Origin of the sequence: Treponema parvum (genome assembly GCF_017893965.1) — a bacterium.
GTDB lineage: Bacteria > Spirochaetota > Spirochaetia > Treponematales > Treponemataceae > Treponema_D > Treponema_D parvum.
This window is the reverse complement of the sequence record NZ_CP054142.1, coordinates 691,768-716,118: the sequence shown is the minus strand read 5'-3', so window position 1 is coordinate 716,118 and position 24,351 is coordinate 691,768. Positions and strand designations below refer to the sequence as shown.

Annotated in this window: 18 protein-coding genes and 1 tRNA gene; 10 read left to right on the top strand and 9 right to left on the bottom strand. The window is 44.7% G+C overall.

Annotation, left to right across the window (positions count from 1 at the left end):
* Nucleotides 1–36: 36 nt before the first annotated feature.
* Nucleotides 37–110: transfer RNA gene (locus HRQ91_RS03280), tRNA-Pro, on the bottom strand.
* Between the two features lie 374 nt (nucleotides 111–484).
* Here HRQ91_RS03280 and HRQ91_RS03275 point away from each other — a divergent pair.
* From HRQ91_RS03275 to HRQ91_RS03255, 5 genes are all read left to right on the top strand, one after another.
* Nucleotides 485–1,615 carry a 30S ribosomal protein S1 gene (locus HRQ91_RS03275; protein ID WP_246473268.1) on the top strand — a complete coding sequence of 377 codons (1,131 nt, stop codon included), beginning with the start codon at nucleotides 485–487 and terminating at the stop codon, nucleotides 1,613–1,615.
* A 97-nt stretch (nucleotides 1,616–1,712) separates the two neighbouring features.
* A complete protein-coding gene (locus tag HRQ91_RS03270) occupies nucleotides 1,713–3,797 on the top strand; it encodes a sodium-translocating pyrophosphatase (RefSeq protein ID WP_210120245.1) in 2,085 nt (694 codons plus the stop codon).
* Nucleotides 3,798–3,803: 6 nt separating this feature from the next.
* The gene (rsgA, locus tag HRQ91_RS03265) at nucleotides 3,804–4,766 is read left to right on the top strand and encodes a ribosome small subunit-dependent GTPase A (RefSeq protein ID WP_210120244.1); all 963 of its coding nucleotides are present in this window, start codon (nucleotides 3,804–3,806) and stop codon (nucleotides 4,764–4,766) included.
* A 6-nt stretch (nucleotides 4,767–4,772) separates the two neighbouring features.
* A complete protein-coding gene (locus HRQ91_RS03260) occupies nucleotides 4,773–7,235 on the top strand; it encodes an endonuclease MutS2 (protein ID WP_210120243.1) in 2,463 nt (820 codons plus the stop codon).
* 261 nt (nucleotides 7,236–7,496) lie between these two features.
* A complete protein-coding gene (locus tag HRQ91_RS03255) occupies nucleotides 7,497–7,967 on the top strand; it encodes an arginine repressor (protein WP_210120242.1) in 471 nt (156 codons plus the stop codon).
* An 86-nt stretch (nucleotides 7,968–8,053) separates the two neighbouring features.
* Here the strand turns inward: HRQ91_RS03255 and HRQ91_RS03250 are convergent, their stop codons facing one another.
* From HRQ91_RS03250 to HRQ91_RS03235, 4 genes are all read right to left on the bottom strand, one after another.
* Entirely contained in the window at nucleotides 8,054–8,914 is an 861-nt protein-coding gene (locus HRQ91_RS03250) for a TatD family hydrolase (protein ID WP_210120241.1), read from the bottom strand.
* Between the two features lie 133 nt (nucleotides 8,915–9,047).
* Entirely contained in the window at nucleotides 9,048–9,848 is an 801-nt protein-coding gene (locus tag HRQ91_RS03245; protein ID WP_210120240.1) for a hypothetical protein, read from the bottom strand.
* Entirely contained in the window at nucleotides 9,845–10,033 is a 189-nt protein-coding gene (locus tag HRQ91_RS03240) for a hypothetical protein (RefSeq protein WP_210120239.1), read from the bottom strand. The genes HRQ91_RS03245 and HRQ91_RS03240 overlap by 4 nt, the downstream gene beginning before the upstream one ends.
* 186 nt (nucleotides 10,034–10,219) lie before the next feature.
* The gene (locus HRQ91_RS03235; protein ID WP_246473267.1) at nucleotides 10,220–11,251 is read right to left on the bottom strand and encodes a GumC domain-containing protein; all 1,032 of its coding nucleotides are present in this window, start codon (nucleotides 11,249–11,251) and stop codon (nucleotides 10,220–10,222) included.
* Between the two features lie 178 nt (nucleotides 11,252–11,429).
* Between HRQ91_RS03235 and HRQ91_RS03230 the strand changes: the two genes are divergently transcribed.
* Complete coding sequence (locus HRQ91_RS03230; protein ID WP_210120238.1) at nucleotides 11,430–12,434, top strand: class II fructose-bisphosphate aldolase; 1,005 nt, start codon at nucleotides 11,430–11,432, stop codon at nucleotides 12,432–12,434.
* A 175-nt stretch (nucleotides 12,435–12,609) separates the two neighbouring features.
* Here the strand turns inward: HRQ91_RS03230 and HRQ91_RS03225 are convergent, their stop codons facing one another.
* Nucleotides 12,610–13,893 (bottom strand): NCS2 family permease, encoded by a 1,284-nt coding sequence (locus HRQ91_RS03225; protein ID WP_210120237.1) that lies wholly within the window; start codon nucleotides 13,891–13,893, stop codon nucleotides 12,610–12,612.
* A gap of 416 nt (nucleotides 13,894–14,309) precedes the next feature.
* On the opposite strand from HRQ91_RS03225, the gene HRQ91_RS03220 reads away from it, so the two are divergent.
* Nucleotides 14,310–15,722, top strand: coding sequence for a D-alanyl-D-alanine carboxypeptidase family protein (locus tag HRQ91_RS03220; RefSeq protein ID WP_210120236.1), 1,413 nt, complete (start codon nucleotides 14,310–14,312; stop codon nucleotides 15,720–15,722).
* A 136-nt stretch (nucleotides 15,723–15,858) separates the two neighbouring features.
* Here the strand turns inward: HRQ91_RS03220 and HRQ91_RS03215 are convergent, their stop codons facing one another.
* Genes HRQ91_RS03215 through HRQ91_RS03205 form a run of 3 tightly spaced genes read right to left on the bottom strand, consistent with a single transcriptional unit; the run spans nucleotide 15,859 to nucleotide 19,606 of the window.
* Nucleotides 15,859–18,117, bottom strand: a complete 2,259-nt coding sequence (locus tag HRQ91_RS03215) for a polysaccharide deacetylase family protein (protein ID WP_210120235.1) — start codon at nucleotides 18,115–18,117, stop codon at nucleotides 15,859–15,861.
* On the bottom strand, nucleotides 18,114–18,359 hold the full coding sequence (locus HRQ91_RS03210) for a hypothetical protein (RefSeq protein ID WP_210116966.1): 246 nt from the start codon (nucleotides 18,357–18,359) through the stop codon (nucleotides 18,114–18,116). The genes HRQ91_RS03215 and HRQ91_RS03210 overlap by 4 nt, the downstream gene beginning before the upstream one ends.
* Before the next feature lie 8 nt (nucleotides 18,360–18,367).
* Nucleotides 18,368–19,606 carry a peptidoglycan DD-metalloendopeptidase family protein gene (locus HRQ91_RS03205; protein ID WP_210120234.1) on the bottom strand — a complete coding sequence of 413 codons (1,239 nt, stop codon included), beginning with the start codon at nucleotides 19,604–19,606 and terminating at the stop codon, nucleotides 18,368–18,370.
* A gap of 47 nt (nucleotides 19,607–19,653) precedes the next feature.
* Between HRQ91_RS03205 and lepB the strand changes: the two genes are divergently transcribed.
* From lepB to HRQ91_RS03190, 3 genes are read left to right on the top strand one after another with little or no spacing between them, the layout of a single operon-like run.
* Nucleotides 19,654–20,163, top strand: coding sequence for a signal peptidase I (lepB, locus tag HRQ91_RS03200; RefSeq protein WP_210120233.1), 510 nt, complete (start codon nucleotides 19,654–19,656; stop codon nucleotides 20,161–20,163).
* Nucleotides 20,154–22,028 carry a penicillin-binding protein gene (locus HRQ91_RS03195; protein ID WP_246473266.1) on the top strand — a complete coding sequence of 625 codons (1,875 nt, stop codon included), beginning with the start codon at nucleotides 20,154–20,156 and terminating at the stop codon, nucleotides 22,026–22,028. Before lepB ends, HRQ91_RS03195 begins: the two co-directional genes overlap by 10 nt.
* Complete coding sequence (locus tag HRQ91_RS03190) at nucleotides 22,009–23,859, top strand: motility associated factor glycosyltransferase family protein (RefSeq protein WP_210120232.1); 1,851 nt, start codon at nucleotides 22,009–22,011, stop codon at nucleotides 23,857–23,859. Before HRQ91_RS03195 ends, HRQ91_RS03190 begins: the two co-directional genes overlap by 20 nt.
* The last annotated feature ends 492 nt before the right edge of the window (nucleotides 23,860–24,351 follow it).

Genomic DNA, 24,351 nt, shown 5'->3' with positions numbered 1-24,351 from the left:
AAAAAGCTGTCCCTAACGTTTGGAACAGCTTTTAAGTCGGGCAACCGGAATTTGAATCCGGGACCTCGTGCCCCCCAGACACGCACGCTAACCAGCTGCGCTATTGCCCGATGTTCTTTTAACTATACCGAAAAATAAGCTCCCGGTCAATAATTTATGAAAAGCTTTTACACATCTTATCCTTCAAACCTCGTACAACTTTTGCAAGCGCAATACGCTCTACCCTATCGGTTTTGTCAAAAAAGGCTCGTCAAAAAACATTTCAAAAGATTTTATCACAGACATGATTTTCTTTAAATGCTATAATTTTAAAGATAAAAGAAGGTTTAACTTCGACCGCTGAGACATTGCGGTCTCGTTAAACGACGAGTTTCGGATAAAGCCGAAACGTCGCTGATTATAGCTGTGCGCAAAATGCGCACGAATTCAACAGCCTCCAAAATTGATATTTTGTTCGACTGCTGAATTTTAAAGAAGGTTTAACATGAATGAAGCTGATCTTGAAAAATACGAGCAAAGAAATTTGAAAAAACTTTTGCCCGGACAGGAAATTTCCACCGCCGTAGCGGCGATTTCGGGAGATACCGTATTCCTTGATTTAAACGCCAAAAGCGAAGGAATTCTGGACGCGGCGGAATTAAAAGACAAGGATGGGAACCTTACCGTAAAAGAAGGCGACGTCATAAAGGTTTTTTATATCGGCCTTAAAAACGGTGAAATGCAATTTACTACAAAAATTGCGGGAGATAATGCGGATAATTCCATGCTCGAAAACGCCTACAAAAACGGAATTCCCGTAGAAGGATACGTAGAAAAAGAGATCAACGGCGGATTCGAAGTCAAAATAGGAACTTCCAGAGCATTCTGTCCGTATTCGCAGATGGGCTTCCGTCAAAAAGCCGAGCCTTCCGAATTTACAGGTAAAAATTTAACTTTTATGATATTGGAATTTAAAGACGGGGGAAAAAATCTTTTAGTTTCAAACCGAAAGATCCTTGAAAAAGAGCATGAAAAGAAACTTGAAGACCTTTCTCAAACTTTAAAATGCGGAATGACCGTAAAAGGAAAAGTGACGGCACTGCACGATTACGGAGCCTTCGTAGATATAGACGGCTTTCAGGCTCTTTTGCCGATTTCCGAAATTTCGCTCGATCGCATTTCGGACATAAATTCCGCACTCAAAGCGGGACAGGAAATAAAGGCTGAAATAATCAAAACCGACTGGAAAAACGAACGAGTATCGTTAAGTATGAAAAGCCTTCTCGCAGATCCGTGGAAAAACGCCGTGAAAAAATATCCGGTAGAATCGAAACACGAAGGAGTGATTTCACGCATAGCGGACTTCGGACTTTTTGTAAACCTTGAGCCGGGGATCGACGGGCTCATCCATATTTCCGCGCTTGAAAACGTCGAACGCAATTCAAACCTGAAAAAACTGTACAATACAGGGACAAAAATGACAGTTAGCGTTAAAAGCGTAGACGCTGTAAACCGCCGCATCGCGCTATTACCCACAACTTCAACGGAACAGGACAAAACGGCCGCAAAATACATGGACAGCCAATCTTCCGACGGCGAATCTTACAATCCGTTCGCCGCTCTTTTAAAAAAATAGCCGCCGGTTCCGCTGGCGCATTTTTTTATTGCACTATTGTTTAAAGATATTATAAAATTGATATAATAAAGATCTGATTTCACGGAGGAAGCGTATAATGGAAAATTTATTTTCATTCGGTTTTATCGGCGCCTTTACCGCGCTGTTGTTTGCGATAGTTCAGCAAAAAAAAGTAATGCGTTTTTCCGAAGGAACGGATAAAATGAAAAAGATCGCCGCCTCAATCAGAAAAGGCGCGAATGCATATTTAAAACAGCAGTACATGACCGTTTTTAAAGTCTTTATAATAGTTTTTATCATACTGCTGATTATGGCCTTCGCCTCAAAAGGGAAAATGCTTACGATTTTCACTCCGTTTGCGTTTTTAACCGGAGGAATATGGTCGATGTTTGCAGGCCTCATAGGAATGAAAATTGCAACGCAGGCAAATTCCCGCACCGCTCAGGCGGCTTCCGAAAGTCTTAACAAGGGGCTACGGGTCGCTTTTTCGTCCGGATCGGTTATGGGATTTACCGTAGTGGGACTTGGGATGCTAGACATTTCCATATGGTTTCATATTTTGTTTTATTTATTCGGCATAAAAGATGTTTCTCTCCTTGCGAACATAATGGTAATGAACGGAATGGGAGCCTCCTTTATGGCATTATTTGCGCGCGTAGGCGGCGGAATTTACACTAAGGCGGCGGACGTGGGGGCAGATCTCGTGGGAAAGGTGGAAGCCGGCATTCCCGAAGACGATCCCCGAAATCCTGCGACAATAGCGGATAACGTGGGCGACAACGTCGGAGACGTAGCCGGCATGGGAGCCGATCTTTACGAATCTTATGTAGGATCAATCCTTGCGACATTTGCATTGAGCGCCGCCGCAGGATACGGGTTTTCAGGCATGGCGCTGCCGATCCTGATCGCCGTATGCGGCATTGTCTGTTCGATAATCGGCTCTTTTTTTGTTAAAACAAAAGAAGACGCGACTCAACTCTCTCTTCTTAACTCTTTGCGCACGGGAACTTATCTTTCGGCAGCTCTGTCGGCGGTTGCGGCGGCGCCGCTCACCTACCTTACCGTAGGAAGTTGGGGAATCTATACGGCCATTCTGTCCGGACTTTTGGGCGGAGCTGCGGTAGGATATTTTACCGAATATTACACGTCCGATAATTACAAGCCCACGCAAAAACTCGCCGCTTCTTCGCAAACAGGTTCGGCCACAGTAATAATAGGCGGCCTGTCTTTAGGAATGAAGTCCACGTCGGCTTCAATACTCATAATCATTGCCGTAGTTATCGTAAGTTTTTTTACATCCGGGGGAAGCGTAAACTACAACAGCGGTCTTTACGGAATAGGTATTGCGGCCGTAGGAATGCTTTCCACATTGGGAATTACGCTTGCTACCGACGCTTACGGCCCCGTAGCCGACAACGCAGGGGGAATAGCGCAGATGACGGGCTTGCCAAAGGACGTGCGCGAGCGTACCGACGCGCTGGACTCTCTCGGCAACACTACGGCTGCGACGGGCAAAGGCTTTGCGATAGGTTCGGCTTCTTTGACGGCTCTCGCCCTTCTGATCTCTTATGTAAACATCGTAAAAGAAAAAGGCTACGGCATGGATTTGTCGCTTACAAACCCTGCGATAATGTCGGGGCTTTTTATCGGCGCTATGGTAACATTCGTTTTTTCAGCCTTTACGATGAGCGCGGTTCAGGCCGCAGCGCAATCGATCGTAGTGGAAGTGCGCAGGCAGTTTAAGGAAATAGCGGGAATAATGGAAGGAAAGGCGGATCCTGACTACGCAACGTGCGTAAGCTTATGCACAAAGGGCGCTTTACGTGAAATGGTCGCGCCGGCTGTTCTGGCCATAATCGCGCCGCTTGCGACAGGTTTTGTACTCGGCCCCGAAGGAGTGATCGGACTGCTCGGAGGAGTTTCGGTTACGGGATTCGCCATGGCCGTATTTATGTCCAATTCCGGCGGAGCGTGGGATAACGCAAAAAAATACATAGAGTCCGGTAATTTCGGCGGGAAGGGTTCCGACTGCCACAAGGCTGCGGTTTCAGGCGATACCGTAGGAGATCCTTTTAAAGACACCGCCGGGCCTTCGCTTAACATATTGATAAAACTGTGTTCGACGGTTTCAATAGTATTTTCAGGCCTCATAATTTCATTCAATCTTATGAATCTTTTGTAAACGGATATGCAGGGATTGGTTCTTGACGGCTCTAACAACACTTTCACGGTAGAATGCTATGACAAAATAAAACGGCAATGTTCCCTGAAAGGCAAAAAATTAAAGTCGGATATAAAATATTACAATCCTCTTGCGCCCGGAGACATTGTATCCGTAGAAATCGACAAGCTCGATGAAAAAAGGGGACAGATACTCGATCTTCATCCTCGAAAAAACGTTTTTGTCCGCTGGAACGTAAAGGGTCGGTCGCCGCAGCTTTTGGCTGCAAATCTCGATTACCTTATCCTTGTAACAACTCCCGACGAGCCTCCGTTTCGGCCGCGCTTCGTAGACAGAGAATTGGCTCAGGCGGAATACCAAAACATCGAGCCTATAATACTCTGTAACAAATACGACTTAAAAGCCGCTTCGGACGCGGATCTTCAAAGCAGGCTTTCCTGCTGGGAAGAGTTGGGATATACGGTGATCCGTGTTTCGGCAAAAACGGGCGAAGGGCTTTTCGATCTTGTAAAAATTATAAAAGACAAGGTCTCAGCCTTTGTGGGACAATCGGGCGTGGGCAAGTCAAGCCTCATAAACGTGCTTGACGACTCTTGCGTTTTAAAAACGGGAAGCCTTTCGCAAAAATACGGACGGGGAACCCACACCACAACAAAGGGCAACCTTTTAAGGCTGCATATAAACGAATCGCTTACGGGCGGCATAAAAAACGTAGAAACTTCAATAATAGACACCCCCGGCATAAGGCGTTTTGTTTTAAACGATATTCATCCCGATGATCTTGCATTATATTTCAGGGAATTCAAACCGCTCATAGGCAAATGTTCGTTCGGAATGTCGTGCAAGCACATAACGGAACCCGGCTGTAAAATTCTTGAAGCCGTAAACGCCGGGGTCATAAGCGAAGAACGCTACGAAAGCTGGTTAAGGATTCGTGAAGAAATGATCACGGGAAACTGGGAAGACTAGGCATTGATGAACATAAAAACACTTACCGAATTGGATTATTTTCGCGTGCGCGACATTATTTCCGGGCATTGCGTAAGCGAAGAAGGCGCATTATTACTTAGAGAGCGCACGCCTCTCACCGATACGAAAAAAATAAATACATTAAAACTGTACGGGCGCGAATGGTATTCATATCTGACTTCCGAAAAACAGGCGGCGATGTCTTCGTGGAATCCCGTTTCCGAAATTCTACCCGTCATAAACACTCCCGGGGCGGCCGTCTCGCAGGAACAGGCTTTTTCGCTGCTCCAATTCTGCGAAGCGCAAAAAAAAGTAAAATCGGCGATAGAGAGCGCAAAGGATATTTTAAATTTGGAAAACCTGTCGGAACTCGTTCAAACATTGCCGGATCTTTCCGCTCCGTATTCGCAAATTTCAAGCGTAATAGACAAGACGGGGGAACTTAAAGACCTTCCGTGTTTGCGTTCGATAAGAGCGAGAATCTTAAGCTTTAAACGTGAAATAAATAATTTAATGAAAAAGTACGCAAACGATCCTAACCTTTCGAACGCGCTTGAATCGAACGTTCCAGCTTTTAGGGCAAACAGACAGGTTTTAGCGGTAAAATCCGGCCGAAGAAGCGCGATCAGGGGAATTATTCATGAAATGTCGCAGAGCGGACAAACTGTTTACATAGAACCTGAAGACGTAGTACGAAAAAACAACGAGCTGATCCAAGAAGAATTTAATCTGCAGGCGGAGATAAAACGTATATTCCGTGAACTTACGGCCGAACTTATGCCTCATGCAAGATCGTTTACGCTCGCCCTGCCGATTATGACAGAACTTGACATAAGCTATGCCGCCGCAAAATGGGGAAAAGAAAACCGCTGTTGCTATGCCGCAAACTGCGCTTCGGACAGCGGCGAAGCGCCTCTCATATTAAAGGCTCGCCATCCGATCTTAGGAGAAAAAGCGGTTCCCGTTGACGTACGCTTTATGAGCGGCAAACGAATCCTTATCATAACGGGGCCCAACACGGGCGGAAAAACCGTAACTCTTAAAACGATCGCGCTTTTTGCAATGTTGAACCAAAGCGGATTCCCCCTTCCCGCCGAAGAAGGAACACGATTGCCGATATTTTCGAACGTGTTTGCGGACATAGGCGATTCCCAGTCCCTAGATCAATCGCTTTCGACTTTCAGCGGACACATGAAAAACATTGCCGAATCGTTGGAAGGAGCCGATCGCAATTCTCTTGTTCTCTTGGACGAGCTCGGCAGCGGAACCGACCCGCTTGAAGGCGGTGCCATAGCAATGGCCGTTTTGGACGCTCTCATAGAAAAAGATTCCTTTGTTCTGGTCACAACTCATCACGGGATATTAAAAAATTACGGCTATACGCATCCGTCATGCGTAAACGCCAGCGTGGAATTCGACAAAAACACTCTTTCGCCCACATACCGTCTTATCATGGGAGTTCCGGGCGAAAGCCGCGCTCTCGACATAGCTAGCCGTTCCGGGCTCGGCGAAAAAGTATGCCGAAAGGCGTGTTCCTACATTGCAAACGAAAGCTCCGACGTTTCGTCTTTGATCAAGGGACTTATAGCAAAGCATACGGAATTGGAAAACATTTACAAAGACTTGAACACTAAAAAACACGAACTTATCGAGCAAAAACGTAAAGCAGGTTTACACGAACTCAAATTGCGGCAAAAAGAGGCGGAATTAAAAAAAGAAGGCTATAGGGAATCGCAAAAATTTTTGTCAGAAAGCAGAAAAAAACTGGAAAATCTTGTACGAGAGATAAAAGAAGGCGAAATAACCAGAAAAAAAACTTTGGGCGTAAAGTCGTTTATAAGCGATCTCGAAACGAACGTTTATGCTCAAGAAAAGTCGATAGAAAGCGAAGAAAAGGAACTTTCGAAATACCTTGCCCCAGCGGAAAACCCGGCCTTATGCGAATCTCACACAGTGCAAGAAGACGAACAAAAAAATCTCGAATTTAAAGCCGGCGCAAAAGTAAGCGTAAAAAATATAAAACAGCCGGGAATTCTTGTACGCATGGAGCGCAAAGGCACGTGGAGCGTACAACTGGGCAATGTAAAAATGAATATAAAGCAAAAAGAACTTACCCTTATTCCCCCTGATAAAGATGTGCAGTCCGAACTTCCTTCAATAACGATAGATTTGGCGGACAATACGAAAAACGGCGCAGGCGACGTCTATTTTAAGGGAGGAAAGCCGCAGTTTGAACTCAGACTTTTAGGTCTTTATACGGACGAAGCGCTCAAACTGCTTGAACGCCAGCTTGATCTGTGCACGGTTCATAACTTTAACCGCTTCAGCATAATTCACGGAAAAGGAAGCGGAGCCTTACAGCAGGCCGTGCAGGACTATCTTTCGCATTATCCGGGAATAGCGAATTTTTACTTTGCGCCGCCGGAAGAAGGCGGAAGCGGCAAAACCTACGTGGAAATGGCAAAATAAGTTTTATTCGTGCGGAGGACTCGATCTCCTGACACTGCTTGAAGCTTCGCTGCAAATCTGCGGCGATGTTGTTGATTCAAGGACATGACGCGACGGACGGCGCTACGTCTCCGGCGGATTGCACGGAATTTTCGACACGATGCGCTCGTTGCATCGTATCGGCGTCCTGCTTATACGCTTCATGACAGAGCGCTTCTTGACACATTCCGTATTTTTATCCATATTTGTGTTATAAATATTCATTTTCAAGGAAACACAAACGTGAAAGAGCGTCTTACGCGACTGAAAAGCATCCGTAAATTTATAAAAAATTACCGTATTGAAAGCCAAGAAACGCTTTTGGGGCATTTGCAAAAAGAAGGATATGAAGTAACTCAGGCGACTCTTTCGCGCGATCTGAAACTTTTAAAAGTAGGCAAGGTTTCGGACGGCCGTTCAGGCTACGTGTATACATTGCCGAGCGAAGACGAAAGGCAGGATTCAGAGCAAATTTTTGCACGTGATTTTTTACGCGGATATATAAGTATCGAATACAACGGCAATATCGTTGTGATAAAGACCTTTCCCGGCCATGCGGATTCCGTTTCAAACGCGCTGGACAGCCTTAACATGGACGAGCTCATAGGCACGATCGCCGGTGAAAATTGTATTTTTGCCTGTCTCAGGGAAGGCGTCTCAGGCAAACAGTTTCTTGCCGCCCTTAAACAAAAAATCCCCGAAATAGAAGAATGATACGGTTCGCATATAAATAAAGCAAACCGGCCGAAGTTTTTGAACAGACGGTTTTTCATCCCGGGCAAGGCTGAACAAGACTCCTGTTAATTTTTAAACAGAGCCCTGCAATTATTATCGACCAGATCGCATAAATATTCCGTTTTAACGCCGCGGATCCCCGCTATAAAATCGTAAGTGAGGTTTATGAAATTCGGCGTGTTAGGCTTTCCGCGGAAAGGAACGGGTGCAAGATAAGGCGCGTCCGTTTCCAATAGAAGGCGGTCTTCGGGAATGTAGCGGACAATATCGACCAATTCGCTCATCTTCGCTTTTTTAGCGTATGTTACGCCGCCGCCTAAAGCGATGTACCAACCGCGCCCGACAAAGACCTTTGCCGCTTTAAGGTCGTATGAATAACAGTGTATCACTCCTCTGTCATAATTTGAATTTTTTATGCAATCCACGGTCTGCTCAAAGGCGTCGCGGCTGTGAACGACTACCGGCAGGGAAAGCCGCTTCGCAATATCAAGCTGCATTTCAAACAATTCTTTTTCGGCGGCAAAGTCAAAGCCTTCCGCTTCTTCCCTGTTCCAATGATGATCCAAACCGCATTCGCCTACGGCCGAAATTTTTTTAAAAAGCGGATCTTCCGACGAAAGCGCTTCAAGTATGTTCGTTTCAAGAATTTTTACCTGTTCTTCCGCTGCAAGAATAGCCTGTCTTGAAGGCCATATGCCGGCGGAAAAGTGAATAAATTTTTGAACCTTTTCTTTTAATTCGGGTTCACGGATATTATTAAGAGCGGATTCGACACACAGAATTCTTTCGCCAAGGTCGTCGCATTCGGTTCCTATATCCAAGGCAAAAGAAACGTCGTTTAACGCCATTTTAGAAAGCTCGGCGCTTCCGTCGAAGGCGTGATCCTTTACCATAGATCGAAAATGAAAATGAGTATCCGAAAACATAAAGTTATTGTAGCGTTTACGGCAAAATTTTTACAGCGTTTGCCTGCTATAATATAAGACGTACGACTATTCATATGTCTTATCAATCGGGAAATATAAAAATCCCGACTTAAAAGCTGTGATAAAACGGTTTTTATCCTATTGATTTAATTATTGTTTCGAGAAATTCTTCTACTATCCTTTGTTGGATAAAATGTTGACTTAAAGCCTTTGCCGTTGACAAAGGTTCTATAACAGACACTAACACTTGTACAGCTTCTCTCCTTTTTCCCTGTTTAATCAAATCATTGAAATCTTGCAATTTTTCTTTATTGAAAAAATTATCTTCACAAAATAAATCATAAGATAAAAGAAAATTTCTTAAAAGGTTTTCGTATGAATCCGGAAAATCTTCTCCACCTGTTCTGAAGTGCTCATCCGGAAAAATTGAAGGCGTTTTCAATTTTTCTTCAAAAGACATTGTTAATTCTTTAAATAAACTTTCAAGGTCTTCTTTATTTAATACATGAAATGTTTTTGACATTCTTGTGTTTAAAAGATCGATTAGAGCCGGAGTCTGTAAACGGGAAAATGTAAGCATTGCAGCTACGCAATGTGTAAATTCATGAACGCCCGTTGCTTTTCTTTTTATTCTCAGCTCCATTTCTTCATTTGTATATAATTCTTCATTAAGAATTATATGGAGTGCGTAGAAATTAGTTGCAGAATCATATTGCCAGACAAAAGCACCGAGACCATCAGAATTATCAAATCTTTTGCATTTCACGACAATGACACAATTTGCCATATGATAGCGATTAAATAAAGGATATTTTGAAGAAAACTCAATAAAAGGTTTATTTTTGATTTCTTGTAATTTTAACTTTTGAAGGAGAGGTCTAAAAGTTCTTAAAGCCCAAGTTACAGTCTTTTCATCTATGTTACTTGAAATCATCTCGTAGCAGCAGCTGAAAATTGTTTAGATTTTTCAGCCAGCTCCTTGAAATTAAGGTTTGTTTCCTTAACCGCATCAATCGCATCTCTGAGCAAGCCAATAGAGAGGTCTCCGTCTGCTTCAATATTAAGGATTCCAAGAGACTTCATTTCCTTTTGTAATTCTTTGATTTCTTTACTTTCCATAGGACACCTCCTTCCATAAAGAATAATACCGGAAAATATCTCTCTCGTATTTCTTATTATATCTCTATTATCGAAACTTAGCGATAATTAATATATCACTTTATATCCAATTCGTCTACTTTAGTAACCATTCTTCATAAGAATTGTTACACTTTACCTTTTCCTTTCTTTTACTTTATTTTAAAATTATTTTATCCGATTTTTACCAAACGAAGCGGAAAGCTTTTTTACGGCTTCAGGATCACGCTTGATATTTTCCACCGCATTCAATGCAAAGGCTATAAATATCGCAATGAAAAAAGCGGCGAAAATGGCTACGATGCACAGCTTGACACGAGAGGGTTTTGACTTTTTATCCGGTACTTCCGCTCTTTCCAATATTTGAAAAACAGGCATTTCGTTTGACATTTGCACTTTCAAAAACTCATACTGCGTCTTAAGCTGCTTGTATACCTGTTCCTGCGCTTCCAATTCCAAAACGAGTACCGCGTTTTCCGCAACATCGTTCGGATTGTAGCGGTAAGAAGCCGTGTTTTCATTTTCTCGAATCCGCTTCGACAGCGAAAGGATTTGCTTGTAGCTCATATCGATGTTTTCTTCGAGGTTCTTCTTTTCAAGTTCGTACTTATCGGTAAAAAGAGATGCAACAACGATTTTCATATAGTCCGCAGCAAAGTTTGCGACGGATGCGGCAAAAACCGGATCCGTATCCGAAAACGCAAGCGAAAAGACGCCTGATTTATTATCGAAATTTACGTCCATATTTTGCTTTAAAGCTTCTCTTATTTCAGTATTTTTAAGTTTATAGCGCTCGCCAAGATCGAATTTGTCGATAATCTCATCAAGGTAGTTATTCGTTCCTGCAATTTCGACGGCAAGCGCACCGAATATCGAAAGATTCGAAAGTCCGATAGTGCTTCCGAGTCCGCTCTTCGCGCTCGAATTCAAGAGTGAAGAAAGAGAGCCGTCCGAAGACGACGAATCGTTTATGATCATACGCGCTTCAGATGTATATATATTAGGAAGCGGAGACTTTTCAGGCGGAAGGATGATCGACAGCGCGGAAAACGAAAGGACAGCTACGGCGACGGAAGCCGTTATCAAAATGATAAGTTTTCTATACTGCAGCAAAACGGCAAACAGATCGATAAGCGAAATCTCGTCATCCTGCAAAGATTGCGATATATTTTTTTGTTCCGGACAATTTTCCATATCCATAATGGAATTCATTATATAAAAAACACGGGATTTTGCAACACGCCCCCGCACAGGGCAAAAGAGCGACTTAAGCATTTCTTTCATGATGAAGATGCGGACATCCAAACTCTTTTACTTGCAACTTTACGTATTTTGCCATAGGATATATAAAACAGTCACAAATGATACGGAGGCAATCATGGTAAGTTATAAAGAGTTAGGGCTGGTGAATTCCATCGATATATTTAAAAAAGCTATGGCAGGACATTATGCGATTCCTGCCTACAACTTTAACAATATGGAACAGTTGCAGGCTATCATTCAGGCCTGCGTAGAGACAAAGTCACCCGTAATATTGCAGGTTTCAAACGGAGCGCGCAATTACGCAAACAAATACCTTTTGCGCAATATGGCGCGCGGCGCTGTAGAATATGCCCATGAGTTGGGCTGCGATATTCCGATCGTGCTGCATCTCGACCACGGAAGTTCTTATGAAATGTGCGTGGATTGCATTGAAAACGGATTTTCTTCAGTGATGATAGACGGTTCCGCTCTTCCTTATGATGAAAACGTTGCATTAACAAAAAAAGTCTGTGAATACGCTCACTCGCGAAAAGATTATGTAACGGTGGAAGGAGAACTTGGAGTGCTGGCGGGAGTTGAAGATGAAGTTTCCGCCGAAGCAAGTCACTATACGAAACCCGAAGAAGTTCAGGACTTTGTAAAAAAGACGGGCGTAGATTCCCTTGCGATTTCCATAGGAACCAGCCACGGGCGCTGCAAATTCACCCCCGAACAGTGCACCCGCACTCCCGACGGTGTTTTAATTCCGCCGCCTTTGGCGTTCGATATTCTTGAAGAAATTGAAAAAAAGCTTCCGGGCTTCCCCATAGTCCTGCACGGATCTTCTTCGGTACCGATAAAATATGTCAGAGAAATTGAAAAATTCGGCGGAAAGATTCCCGATTCCGTGGGTATTCCGGAAGATCAGCTTCGTAAAGCGGCAAAATCCGCAGTCTGCAAGATCAACATAGACTCCGACGGCCGCCTTGCGATGACGGCGGCGATTCGCCGGGTTCTTGCGGAAAATCCTGGAGAATTCGATCCCAGAAAATATTTGGGACCGGCACGCGACGAACTTAAAAACATGTATGCGGAAAAAAACAAGAACGTCTTAGGTTCCGCAGGTCACGCATTAGACTGATAAAAAACGGCGGCAAAATCTTGCCGCCGTGTCTTTTTTTAAAGCGAAGCCGAACTTACCGATGCGCGCCCGGCCTTAACCAAGAACCTCGCTGCAGATCCGCAGCGAGGCTTCAAGCGGCGTCGTGACACTGTTTACAGCGCCGAAGATACTGAACCCTCCGCACGAATAAAAACTATTTTAACACCCATCTTAAAATGAAGATGAAAAACAAAATCCATCCCACGATCGTCACTGACTTGGCCTTTCCGGTTACGACTTTAAGGATGACATAGGAAACAAGTCCCCAAACTATACCTTCGGCAACGGAATATGCGAAAGGCATTGTGATTATACAGATAAAAGCCGGAATTCCTTCGGTAGGATCGGCAAAGTTTATGTCTACTACACAGCGGAGCATAAAAAAGCCGACGATTATCAAAGCCGGAGCCGTCGCAGCGCTCGGCACAAGAAGGAAAAGCGGGCTTAAAAACAGAGCTAGGAAAAATAAAATTCCGGTTACGGCCGACGTAAGACCTGTGCGTCCGCCTGCGGCTACGCCCGACGTGCTTTCAACAAAACTTGTAACCGTAGAAGTTCCAAGCATTGCTCCGGCAACCGTTCCGATCGCGTCTGAAAGCAAAGCTTCTTTTACGTGCGGAATTTTTCCGTTTTTTGCAAGGCCGGCTTCGGTAGTAACGCCGACCAATGTTCCTATCGTGTCAAAAACATCCACAAAGAAAAAGGTAAAAAATACCGTAAAGAATTTTACGGTGAGAATTTGACTGAATTCGAATTTGCAGAAAATGGGAGATGCAGGAAGAGAGACCGGCGAGAAGTTTTGGGGAATCTTTGTTACCCCGAAAGGAACGCCGATTACAGTCGTTATTATTATTCCGAGAAGAATGGAACCGGGTACCTTGCAGCAGTAAAGGATGCAGGTTACGGCAAGCCCGATCACCGCTACAAGCGGCGCGCCGTTCAGATCCGCAAAACCTATGATCGTTCCCGTTTGAGACGAAACGATTCCCGCGTTTGTTAATCCTATCAGGGCTATAAAAAGTCCTATTCCGACGGAAATCGCTTTTTTAAGACCGTTCGGGATAGCATCGATTATTTTTTCTCTGACATTGAAAAATGAGAGAACTATAAACACGACGCCTTCGATAAAGACCGCCGTAAGGGCGAGCTGCCAGCTGTAACCCATTCCCATGACAACCGTAAAGGTAAAAAAAGCGTTAAGTCCCATTCCAGGCGCAAGTGCTACCGGAAGGTTTGCCAGAAACGCCATAACAAGGGTTGCTATTCCCGCAGAAAGAGCCGTCGCTGTAAACACGCCTTTAATCGGCATACCGGTCTGTGAAAGCATTCCCGGGTTTACCGCTAAAATGTACGCCATCGCAAGGAACGTAGTGATTCCGGCAATTACTTCAGTGCGAACCGTAGTTCCATGCGCCTTCAGTTTGAACATCTTCTCCATTTTTAAACTCCCTTAAAATTGCACAGCGAGTAAATTTTCAAATTTAGGAGCCGGGCAATTCGTGCGCTCTTTGCGCACAGATAATAAGCGATGTTTCGGCTTTGTCCGAAACTCGAAGTTAAATTGAACAGCGATATTTCAGACGTTCAATTTAAACCTCCCATTTTGCTATTTTACATAAGAAGTTCGTATTCGGCTGATCGCTTCGGCGACACAGCTTTCGCCGTTTACGCTTCAGGCAGCCGCTTAAAACTTCAAATAAAAATAGCGAACGATCTTTGTCGTTAATAAAATATTTTTTATTATACCATAATTTATTGTGGGGTGGCAATCAGAGTTTCGACAGAGGGTTTCGGCGAGCGTCAGGATGCGGAGCGCTTTTTGTTTTTAGCGTTTTTCGTTAAAATCTCTTTATTATGAATAAACATCCTGCTGAAAAAATTACTGATAACCGCTCAAAACGGCGCGCCCGTTTTTTATACATCGCAAATGCGTTTTCCGCCCTGCTCGTTCTGACAGGCGCCTTATTTTTCTTTTACGTGCGCTCATTTAAAACACTTAAAGAACCTGCGCCTCTGACGGCCGAAGAGCAAAACACTCTTGAAGCCGCCCTTGACGCTGCATTTCATGAACGCCTAAAACACATACATCCGCTGCCGTATTCGGTAATACCCGCAAAAATTTCCGTTTCGGCAAAAAACGCAATCCTCATAGACACTGCGACGGGGTCCGTTTTATTTGAAAAAAATGCCGACGAAAAAGTTCCTCCCGCTTCGATGACAAAACTTGTGGTCATGTACATAGTTTTTAAAGAAATCGAAAAAGGAAAAATTTCTTTGTCCGACGTAGTGCCGCTGCCTCCCGAAAGCTGGACAAGAAATTTGCCGCCGGACGCCTCGCGCATGTTTCTAGACCAGGGCCAGACGGTAACGCTGGAAGATTTAATGACAGGGCTCGCCGTTTCTTCAGGGAACGACGCCGCCGTCGCCGTAGCCTCATATATAAGCGGCGGCGTAAAAGCCTTTACCGACCGCATGAACGAGGAAGTTTTAGAGCTGGGGCTTTTAAACACGCATTTTGAAGAACCGTCCGGCTACAGCGAAAAAAACATTACGACTGCGCGCGAATTCGCTTCTTTTTCCCGCGTATATATTGAGCGTTTTCCCGAATCGCTTGAAAAATTTCATTCCAAAAAAGAATTTGTTTTTCCCCTCGAAAAAAATCTTCCCTCATGGCAGACGGCAAACGCGGAAAAACTCGCCGTCGCTCAATACAATACCAACAAACTATTGTGGTACTTGGACGGCTGCGACGGATTAAAGACGGGATTTATTTATGAAAGCGGTTACAATTTGGCGCTCACGGCAAAGCGGGGACAAACGAGATTCTTATCCGTAACCATGAACGGCGCAGGGAACGGAACCGCAGAAGGCAACAGCAACAGGATAAAAGACGGTACGACTCTCATGGAATGGGCTTTTTCAAGTTTCGCGGACTATTTTAACTTTGAAGCGCTCCGTTACACAGTGGCCGTTCCGGGAGGAAAGTCAAAATTTGTAAACCTTGTGCCCGCAATCGACAGCTCGGCTCTCACGGTTCCTTTTATCACGGGTTCAAGTCCACAAGAAGCTGCGGCAAAAGTGATCGTAAGAACTGAAATTCCGCCCTACATTCTTTTTCAAACCCGCGCGGGGCAAATTCACGGCAAACTTGTTTATTCGCTTGAAGGAAAAGATCTTCAGACTATTCCGCTCGTGTGCGACAGGACTGTAAAAAAAGCGTTTTTCCCGTTTGATATTTTAGGAAAATTCGCTTCACTGTTTTTGTAGCATTTTGCGGCATTGGGCGATATTTATAAGATTTTGCGGCACGGGCAGGCGACATTTCGCTGTGCTGGGCGGCTACAGTCTTTTTTTGCAGCTGTAAAGCTCTCGCGTCCGCACATAAAAACATAAAAGGCGGATCTTACAGTCCCAAGTCGCTCACGGGCACAACTTCATATCCTGAATCAAGCAAAAGACTTATCAGAAGGCCGAGCTTTTCGTACAGATAATCGCCCCTAGTGCCGTGCAGAATTCCTACGGAAACGGGAATAATAGAAGCGGACGCTCCGCCGGATGCCAGTTCTCTCATGTAGTCTTCAATTAATTGCGCGGCGCTTTTATAGTAATCCGAAAACTGCTCAAAAACCACGCGGTCGCGGTTTCCGCCCGGAACATCCACATATGTGTAGCCGGCTTTCTGCCCCGTACGTCTTATAGCCGAATCGCTTTTAAAAAACGGCGCATGCCAAAACAGGGTCAATTCTTTACCGGTACAGGCGTAAAAATCGTCTTCGTTTCGGGCGAGTCCTTTTCGTATAAAATCTTCGTCCATTACAAATCTTTTTTCGGTAAGATCCGAAGCCGTATGAAACATGGAAGCGCATTCAAAACCGCTTTTCGCTATTTGAAGAGTTTCGCCCGGGTATCGGCGGATAAATTCTCCGTTTATAAAAAACGTTGCTCTCACGCCGCGCGCACTGAGGGCGGAAAGAATTTCAGGTAAACCGTCTGCGCAGTCAAGCGCGTCAAAAACGACGGAAACTTTTTTGGGCGGAGGAGCGTTTCGTGAGCTTTCTTCGATCAAGGGGAAGGTATAAGCCTTTCCCGCCATAGACCGTACATATAAGGCGTTTTCATACTTTCCGTTTTTGGCGTCGGCAATGTACGCTCTAAAACGGCCGTTTTGAACGATGCTTTTGTCGGGGAACGGATTAGAAATATCCGGCTTCCATACTTTTTTTTGTTCGTCGTAGGAATATACGGCAAAAGACGTTTTTGCCTGAACTGTATTCGCTTCGGAATTCCAAAGGACTTTTTCTGCGGAAGACAAAAACAAGGTTTTACAAGTTTTACCCGAGTCGTTTTCCGCCGCAGCCTTTTCTAAAACATTCCACAAACGCACGGTCTCTTTGCCGCCTAAAATCAATGTACCGTTATCCTTCCATAGAGCGCATACCACATGTTCCGACGGCATAACCGCCGTGCGTTTCCAATTCGACGTATCAAAAACGCAGACAAATCCTCCTGAATAGTAAGCCGCTCTGTTCCCTGACGGATTTACGGCAAAACACGAAGGATTTTCCAAGGAAAGGACTTCGCGCAATGCGCCCGAGACGCCGTCAAATGTGTAAATTTTAAAGCTTCTTTCGTTTTCGGCAAGCGAAAGAATTTCAAGCTGCAGAACCGGAAGCGACTTTTTGCCTTCAGGCCAAATAACGGCTGCTCCCAGAACCGTTGCGGAATTTTTTAATAGAGAACCTGTGTATTCCACATTTATGTATGAAAACCTGTCCGCCTTTATGCTGTAATAAGAAACGCTCTTGTTGTTTTTTATCACGACAAATCGAGTTACGTCGTCGTTTACAAAAAAACGGTCTCTCCCGGGCATATATGTTTCAGGTAAGCGCGCAACGGCCGTTCCTATTCCCACGTATGAAGAATAAAGTCCCGCAGTGTGCAGTTCTCCGGTTCTTAAGCAATAGACTATATCGCCGTCAACGTACACGAGCTGCCGTCCTCGCGTAAACGAAACGGAATTTATGTTTCCCTTTACGACCGTGCGGAATTTTTCATCGATTTGAATCTGCTTTAAAGCGGCGTCGGGATCGGCAAAACAAACGGAATCTCCCCTTTCGTACAAAACCACGGAACTGTCCGAAGACCATTTTACGGGAACTTCGTCATAGCTGAATTCCGCGTTGTCCGAAATAATAACGCTCCGGCCGCTTTCCGTATTCTGCAAAATAAGCTCGCCTGAAACAAATCCCTTGCGCCTTATAAAACAGCTCCAGCGTCCGTCGGGACTTACCGAAACTGGCGCCGGCACGGGCAAAACAAAGGTGTTAAAGTCCGTCTTCTCAGAATAAACCAGCGATGAAGAAGCGAACGAATAAAGCGCCGTTCCGTAGCGATTTCGTATACGCAATATTGAATTTTCTGAAAGCAGCTCCATCTTTTCAGGAAAGCAGGTGAGAATTTCATAAGATTTTGAGGGCGCCCCGTTTTCAAGCCGCGTGCGAAAGGCCGTGCGGTACGGATAAGTTCCCGCCGCTTTATTTTCTACGGTGAATAATAATTCATCGTCCTTATTCAGATCGGGATTGTCGAATACAACTCCCGCAAAACAGCGAAAAGACAATATCCAGATTAAAAACACCAAAAAACGGCGTCTTCCTTTCATTTATGCATCTCCGCGCTCAAAACAAGGCTGTCAAGCTCTTTTTCAAGTTCATCAAGCTGCTCATGCATTTTTGCAATTTTATCTTCGTTGGCAGAATCTTGCAAAGCGGATGATTGTTTTAAAACGGCGTCGAAAGATTGCGGAACTTTGTCTTTTATGCAAGAAATTCCGCACCAAGGGCAATATATAAAGCCGCCGTCGATCGTCCGTCCGCAGCCGCAGCACACATGAACTTTAGTCATTATTTACCTCAATTTTTAAGAACTGTCAAAGGATCTACAAGCTTACCGTTTTTATATACCGTAAAATGCAGATGCGGGCCGGTGGAATATCCGGTAGAACCTACAAGCCCTATTTTTTCACCTTGATCGATACGGTCGCCCGTCTTTGCAAGCGATCGTGACAGATGGGCATACAAAGTTTGATAACCGTTGCCATGATTTATTATAATGTAATTACCGTAGACGTTTGTAAAGCCCACGGCGGCTACTTTTCCGCTCATGGAAGCATAAACCGGGCTTCCGGTAGGCATTGCCATGTCAAGCCCTGTATGAAAAGACCTTACGCCCGTAAACGGATCGGAGCGGAACCCGAACAGAGACGTTCTTCTCCACTTTCCTTTTAGAGGATATATGAACATTTCGCCCATGGCAAGCCGGATAGCGTCGGAAGAAAGCTTCGCGCCTGGAATAAACAGCTTTGCGCCTATCAAAAGGTTGTGGCTCTCAAGATCGTTCACGTCTAAAAGATCCTCTACGGGCACGTGATATTGTACGGAAAGCGCGTTAAGGCTGTCTCCCGGCTTTACCGTATGCACCAAACCGTCCATCGACGGAACGACTAATTTTTGGCCGAAGCGCAGGCGGCGGACGTTCGCAATATCGTTTACTGCGATCAAAGTGGAAATATTCGACAGTCCGAAACGCCGTGTTATGCCTAATATGGTGTCCCCTGACTGAACAACATAGGTTCGATAAGAAACGGGCTGGCGGAAATTTATTTCGGAAGGAGAAGCTGAAAACCCGTCCGCATTTAAAACATCGCCGTTTTCATCGAATTCGTTTGAACGCTCCAAGGCAAAATCGGCCATAATTTTGTTGAGTATTTCAAGTTCTTCCGCCGGAACGTCTTCCAAGACGAGAGGATTTGCAAAACTCGATAAATATGATGAGGCGATTTTAACGGCATATGGTATGACAATGCAGCAGAGCAAAAGGGCTATCAGATGTAAATTGCGGACAAGAGCGTCGGCAAGATCGCCTATATTGATCAAAAATCCGCGAAACGAAAATTCCTGCTTTGTGCGAAAAGACGGTACACGAAAAGCCGCAACGTTTGCGCTAAAAGTTTTTTGTTCGGTACTAAACTTTTTTGAACGTGCATAAAAAAAATTCGGAAGTTCCGCGCATATCGGACGGATGAACGCCAAAGTGTTGAAAAAACGACCAGGGCCGTGCCGATTACTTACCGCACAATTAATTATTTCCATAAATTATCTATCGACATAAAATTAAGCTCATATTAGAATAAACCGTTATGCCTAAGAAAAAAATGAAGTTTCCGGCGTTGTTTTTGCTCATGTCCGGCATAATAGTCGGAATAGTGTTTAAATTGTTCGTCATCGATTTTTTGAGAGTCTCAGGCACATCTATGGAAAGCGCAATACGGAATAATTCGATAATTGCGGTAAACAAACTTGCTTTCGGCATTGCGCTGCCGTTCGGCGACAAACTGCTTTTACAGTGGAACACGCCTAAGCGCAACGACGTCGTCATCTACCTGTATGACAATAAAATAGTTGTAAAACGCTGCATCGCCGTATCGGGCGACCGTCTGGAATATTTATCCGATCCGGAATACAGTCTTTTATCGGAGGGAAAAAAAGTAAGCTTATCAAAAGAACAGTATGAACAGATGAAAACCAATACCCTCGTGCCTGACGGTTACATACTCGCCGTAGGCGACAATTACAAGCAATCCATAGATTCGCGCACTTACGGTTTCGTTCCCGTAAAAAACATTTTAGGAAAAATTTTATGGAAATGAACGATTTTTTTAAGAAGACTAGGCTTTGGATATCCGCCGCGGCAGCCATTATTTTTATAGCCGTAATAATAGTGCAATACGCGCGCATAGCCCTTACTCCCGCGCAGAAAATCACCGTACGCCAAGTCTCGTCGGAACGCGGTTCCATCGTAGACAGAAACGGAAAACCTCTGGCCGTTCAGACAAATTTTTATCACGTAGGAGTTACACCTTCTTCGGTAAAGAATGCGGAAAAACTGGCCCACGACTGCGCCTTGGTTTTAGGAATGGACGAAGCGGAAATAATAAATAAGATAAACGGAGCCGAAAATTCACCGTTCATATACATCAAAAAAAAGATTTCGCAAAACACTTACGACGAATTAAGCACTCTGATAAATGAAAAAGGATACACCGGTATAAGGTTTGACAGAATTCCCGGCCGCGCTTATCCTGAAAATGCGCTGGCTTCGCAGCTCATAGGTTATATGGGCGACGACGGCAGCGGCCTTGCCGGCATTGAATACTCCAGACAAAACGTCCTAAGCCCGGTACAGAAACCGGGAGAAGCGGCGGTACACGGAAACAACATATATCTGACCATAGACGCAAACCTTCAGTATAAACTTGAAAAAATTGCGCGCAACACCATGGAAACTACGCAGGCCGCAAACATGATGCTCATAGCCGCACAGGCAAAGACAGGCGAAATACTCTCTTATATCAGCCTTCCTTCCGTAAACCTTAACGAATACGCTACGGCTTCGAGGGAAGAAACGATAGATCGACCCGCGATGACAGCCTATGAACCCGGTTCCGTATTTAAAATTTTCACGGTCGCTTCCGCGCTCGACGCGGGAGTCATAAGCACGAACGAAATCTTTGTGTGCGACGGCATATATGAAAAAAAACTGCCGTACGGCGGGCATATTCGCATAACCTGTCTCGGCAGGCACGGTCCTGTAACCGCCAGGGAAGCGCTTCAGTATTCCTGCAACGACGCCTTGGCGCAGATCGCCGAAAAAATGAATACGGACAACTTTTTGGGAAGGCTGCGCTTGATGGGTTTCGGTTCGAGAACTGGAATAGAATTGCCGGGAGAAACGGCAGGCTCCGTAAAAAGTCCGAACGATAAATTGTGGTCGGCGCGTTCAAAGCCTACGATGGCCATAGGTCAGGAGATAAGTGTTTCCGCACTCCAGATGGTACAAGCCGCAACGGGCATTGCAAATGAAGGAATCCCCGTAAATTTAACCGTAATAAACAAAATAACGGATAACGAAGGCAATATTGTTTTTGAACACACTCCCGTCTATAAAGACAGAACTTTCGGGAAGGCCGCCGCCGACTACGTTTTAAGCTGCATGGAAACTACGGCGGAAGCAGGAACGGGTTCGCGCGCCCGGCTAGGCGACATTTCAATAGGCGTAAAAACGGGAACTGCGCAGATGGCGGACACTGTGCACGGAGGTTACAGTACGACAGACTTTCTTTCAAACTGTCTTGCAATCTTTCCGATTGAAGATCCTGAGATAATTTTATACATAGTGATAGAAAAGGCAAAAGGCGAAACTTACGCGGGCAGAATCGTAGCTCCCGTTATCGCTGAAGCGGCCGATACTATCATAGACCATCTCGGGATAAGCCGCGGGAACGCCGCGTCTCTGGCGCATTCGGGAAGAGTGTCGATAAAAGACACTTCTCCAGCTGTACTCGGAACCACCCTCCCCGATTTTAAAGGAATGTCCAAACGCGACCTCATCCCCATCCTCGAGCGAAAGGATCTTCAAGTGCGCATAAGCGGAACCGGTTGGGTGGTAAGTCAAGAGCCGCCGCCCGGAACTCCCGTAACGCAAGGTATGAATATTGAACTCACTTTGGAATAAAAACAAGAACCTTTTTTTTACCCGTTTTCCCGCGTTAGCCTCTTCCCTAGAAGATCAAATAAAAAAGGCGGAAACCGATTTTTCGGAAGGTAAAAATCCTTTTTCCTTTTGGTCGATAGAAGACGCCAAAAACGGCAGTCTTACGGTTCGCGAAAACGGAATGCTTTTACACTCATCTTACGATCCGCTAAAAGAGGCGAATCAGACGGCGGCTTCTTTTAAGGAATCGGATACGGGCGCGGCGGTTTTTATGTCGTTCGGGCTCGGCTATTTGCCGTCCGCCTTTGCAAAAATGCACAAAAACATAATTCTCGTGCTCATAGAACCCGACGCTGTGCGTTTTTTAGCCTCGATGTGTTTTTTCGATTGGGAAGACATATTAACTCATGCGGAATGTGTTTTAGCCCTAGCTTGCCGGCAGGATGAAATAATAAAAATTATTGACCGAATAGGAATAAATAATTGCGCGTTTTTTTTACAGCGAAGTCAAACTTCTCACGCCATAGAATATTTCGACTCTTTACAAATTCTTTTGGAGAGGAACCGCAAAAAAGCACAGATAAACGCCAGCACACTCGAACGCTTTGCGGGTCTTTGGCTTCGTAACGGCTGCCGCAATTTACGATACTTGGCAAAACTTGACGGGATAGATCTTTACAAAGACAGGGCGAAAAATCTTCCGGCGGTCGTCCTTGCGGCAGGGCCTTCTCTAAACACTATTCTTCCGCATCTGGCTGAAATAAAAAAACGTTCCGTCGTTATCTGCGTAGACACGGCGCTCCGTTCCTGCCTTAAAGCAAAGGTGGAACCGGATTTTATCATCCTGATCGACCCGCAATATTGGGCGGCAGCGCACATAAAGGATCTTAGGTCTCCGTCTTCAGTTCTCATAACCGAGTCGGCAGCCTATCCTTCAGTTTACCGCTTTGAATGCCGCAAGATCGTCCTTTGTTCGCCGCTTTTCCCATTGGGAAAATATTTTGAAAAACAGCTCGGCGTAAAAGGAATTATAGGTGCGGGCGGAAGCGTTTCTACAAGCGCGTGGGATTTTGCGCGCATTATCGGCGTCGAAGAAATTTTTATGGCCGGGCTTGACCTAAGTTACCCCAAAAAAAATACGCACATAAAAGGATCGACTTTTGAAGAAGACGCCCATAAAAATTCTTTGCGAATATCTACTGCGGAAACTGCCGGAGTGCGCTCCTTGTATGCAATAAATTGCGAGTACGCAGAAGATTATACCGGCGAAAAAGTTTTGACCGACAGGCGCATGAAACTTTTTGCATGGTGGTTTGAAAGCAGGCTTGCGTCTCCCGACGCCGTAAAGACATTCACATTCTGTCCGCAAAACCTAGCAGTTCCGGGTATAAAAGTCGCACGCCTCGAAGATTTTTTAAAAAAACCGGAAAAAATTGAAGAGCGCAAAAAATTCTTTAAAACAGCCGAAGATCATTCTTTGTCCGAAGAAAAAATAATGCAAAACGAACTTAATTTCGATCGCATCCTTAAAACACTGATTGATTCGCTGACATCCCTTTATAAAACGGCTAAAGACGCGATGCAACTGTGTAAAAAAGCATTGTCTAATTCAAAAAACAATTATTCGGACATTTTTAAAAAACTTTCGATCGCGGATAACGCCATCATGACCAGCGGCAGCAAAGAAATAGTCTCTTTGATTTTTCCCTCGAAAGACAAGCTGGAATCCATATTTGCAAACGAAACTTTGCCGAACGAAGCGGCAAAAGCTTCAATTTTCCGTTCTATGATAATTTACAAGGAAATTTGCCGCGCCGTAGACGAATATCTGAAACACCTTTCCGAAGTTTAAAAGTCCGTGCAAAATATAAAAGACTCGTCGGCATAAGCCGGCATAAACGGTTAAATCCGTCGCCGGCAATGAAAAAAAACGCCGTAACGAGACGAAAATTGCATTTAGCGATTTTTTTAAATTTTTTTGCAATCACAGCTAAACTTTTTGTGTAAAATTCCGATATTAAAAATGTGCAGCGCATAATTTTGCGGGCGGTTGACATCCAGACGCCTGCATATGCAGAGTCTGCTCCATGATATTTTTAAAGTTGAAAAACAGTGTGAGGTTTTTCAACTTTTTTTTTGCTTGCGGACTGTGTTTTCCAAGCACACCGTTTCATTGAAAAACAAAAGAGTCGGAGAATCCCCTATTCACACATAATTTTAATATTTCATTTATTCGCTATATTTGATATAATTGATATAAAGCATTTTGAGAGGCGGCGATATTTTCCGGCAGCTTTTCTTAAATCCATTTGCGGCGTATTTTAAATACTCGCAGCGCACTAAT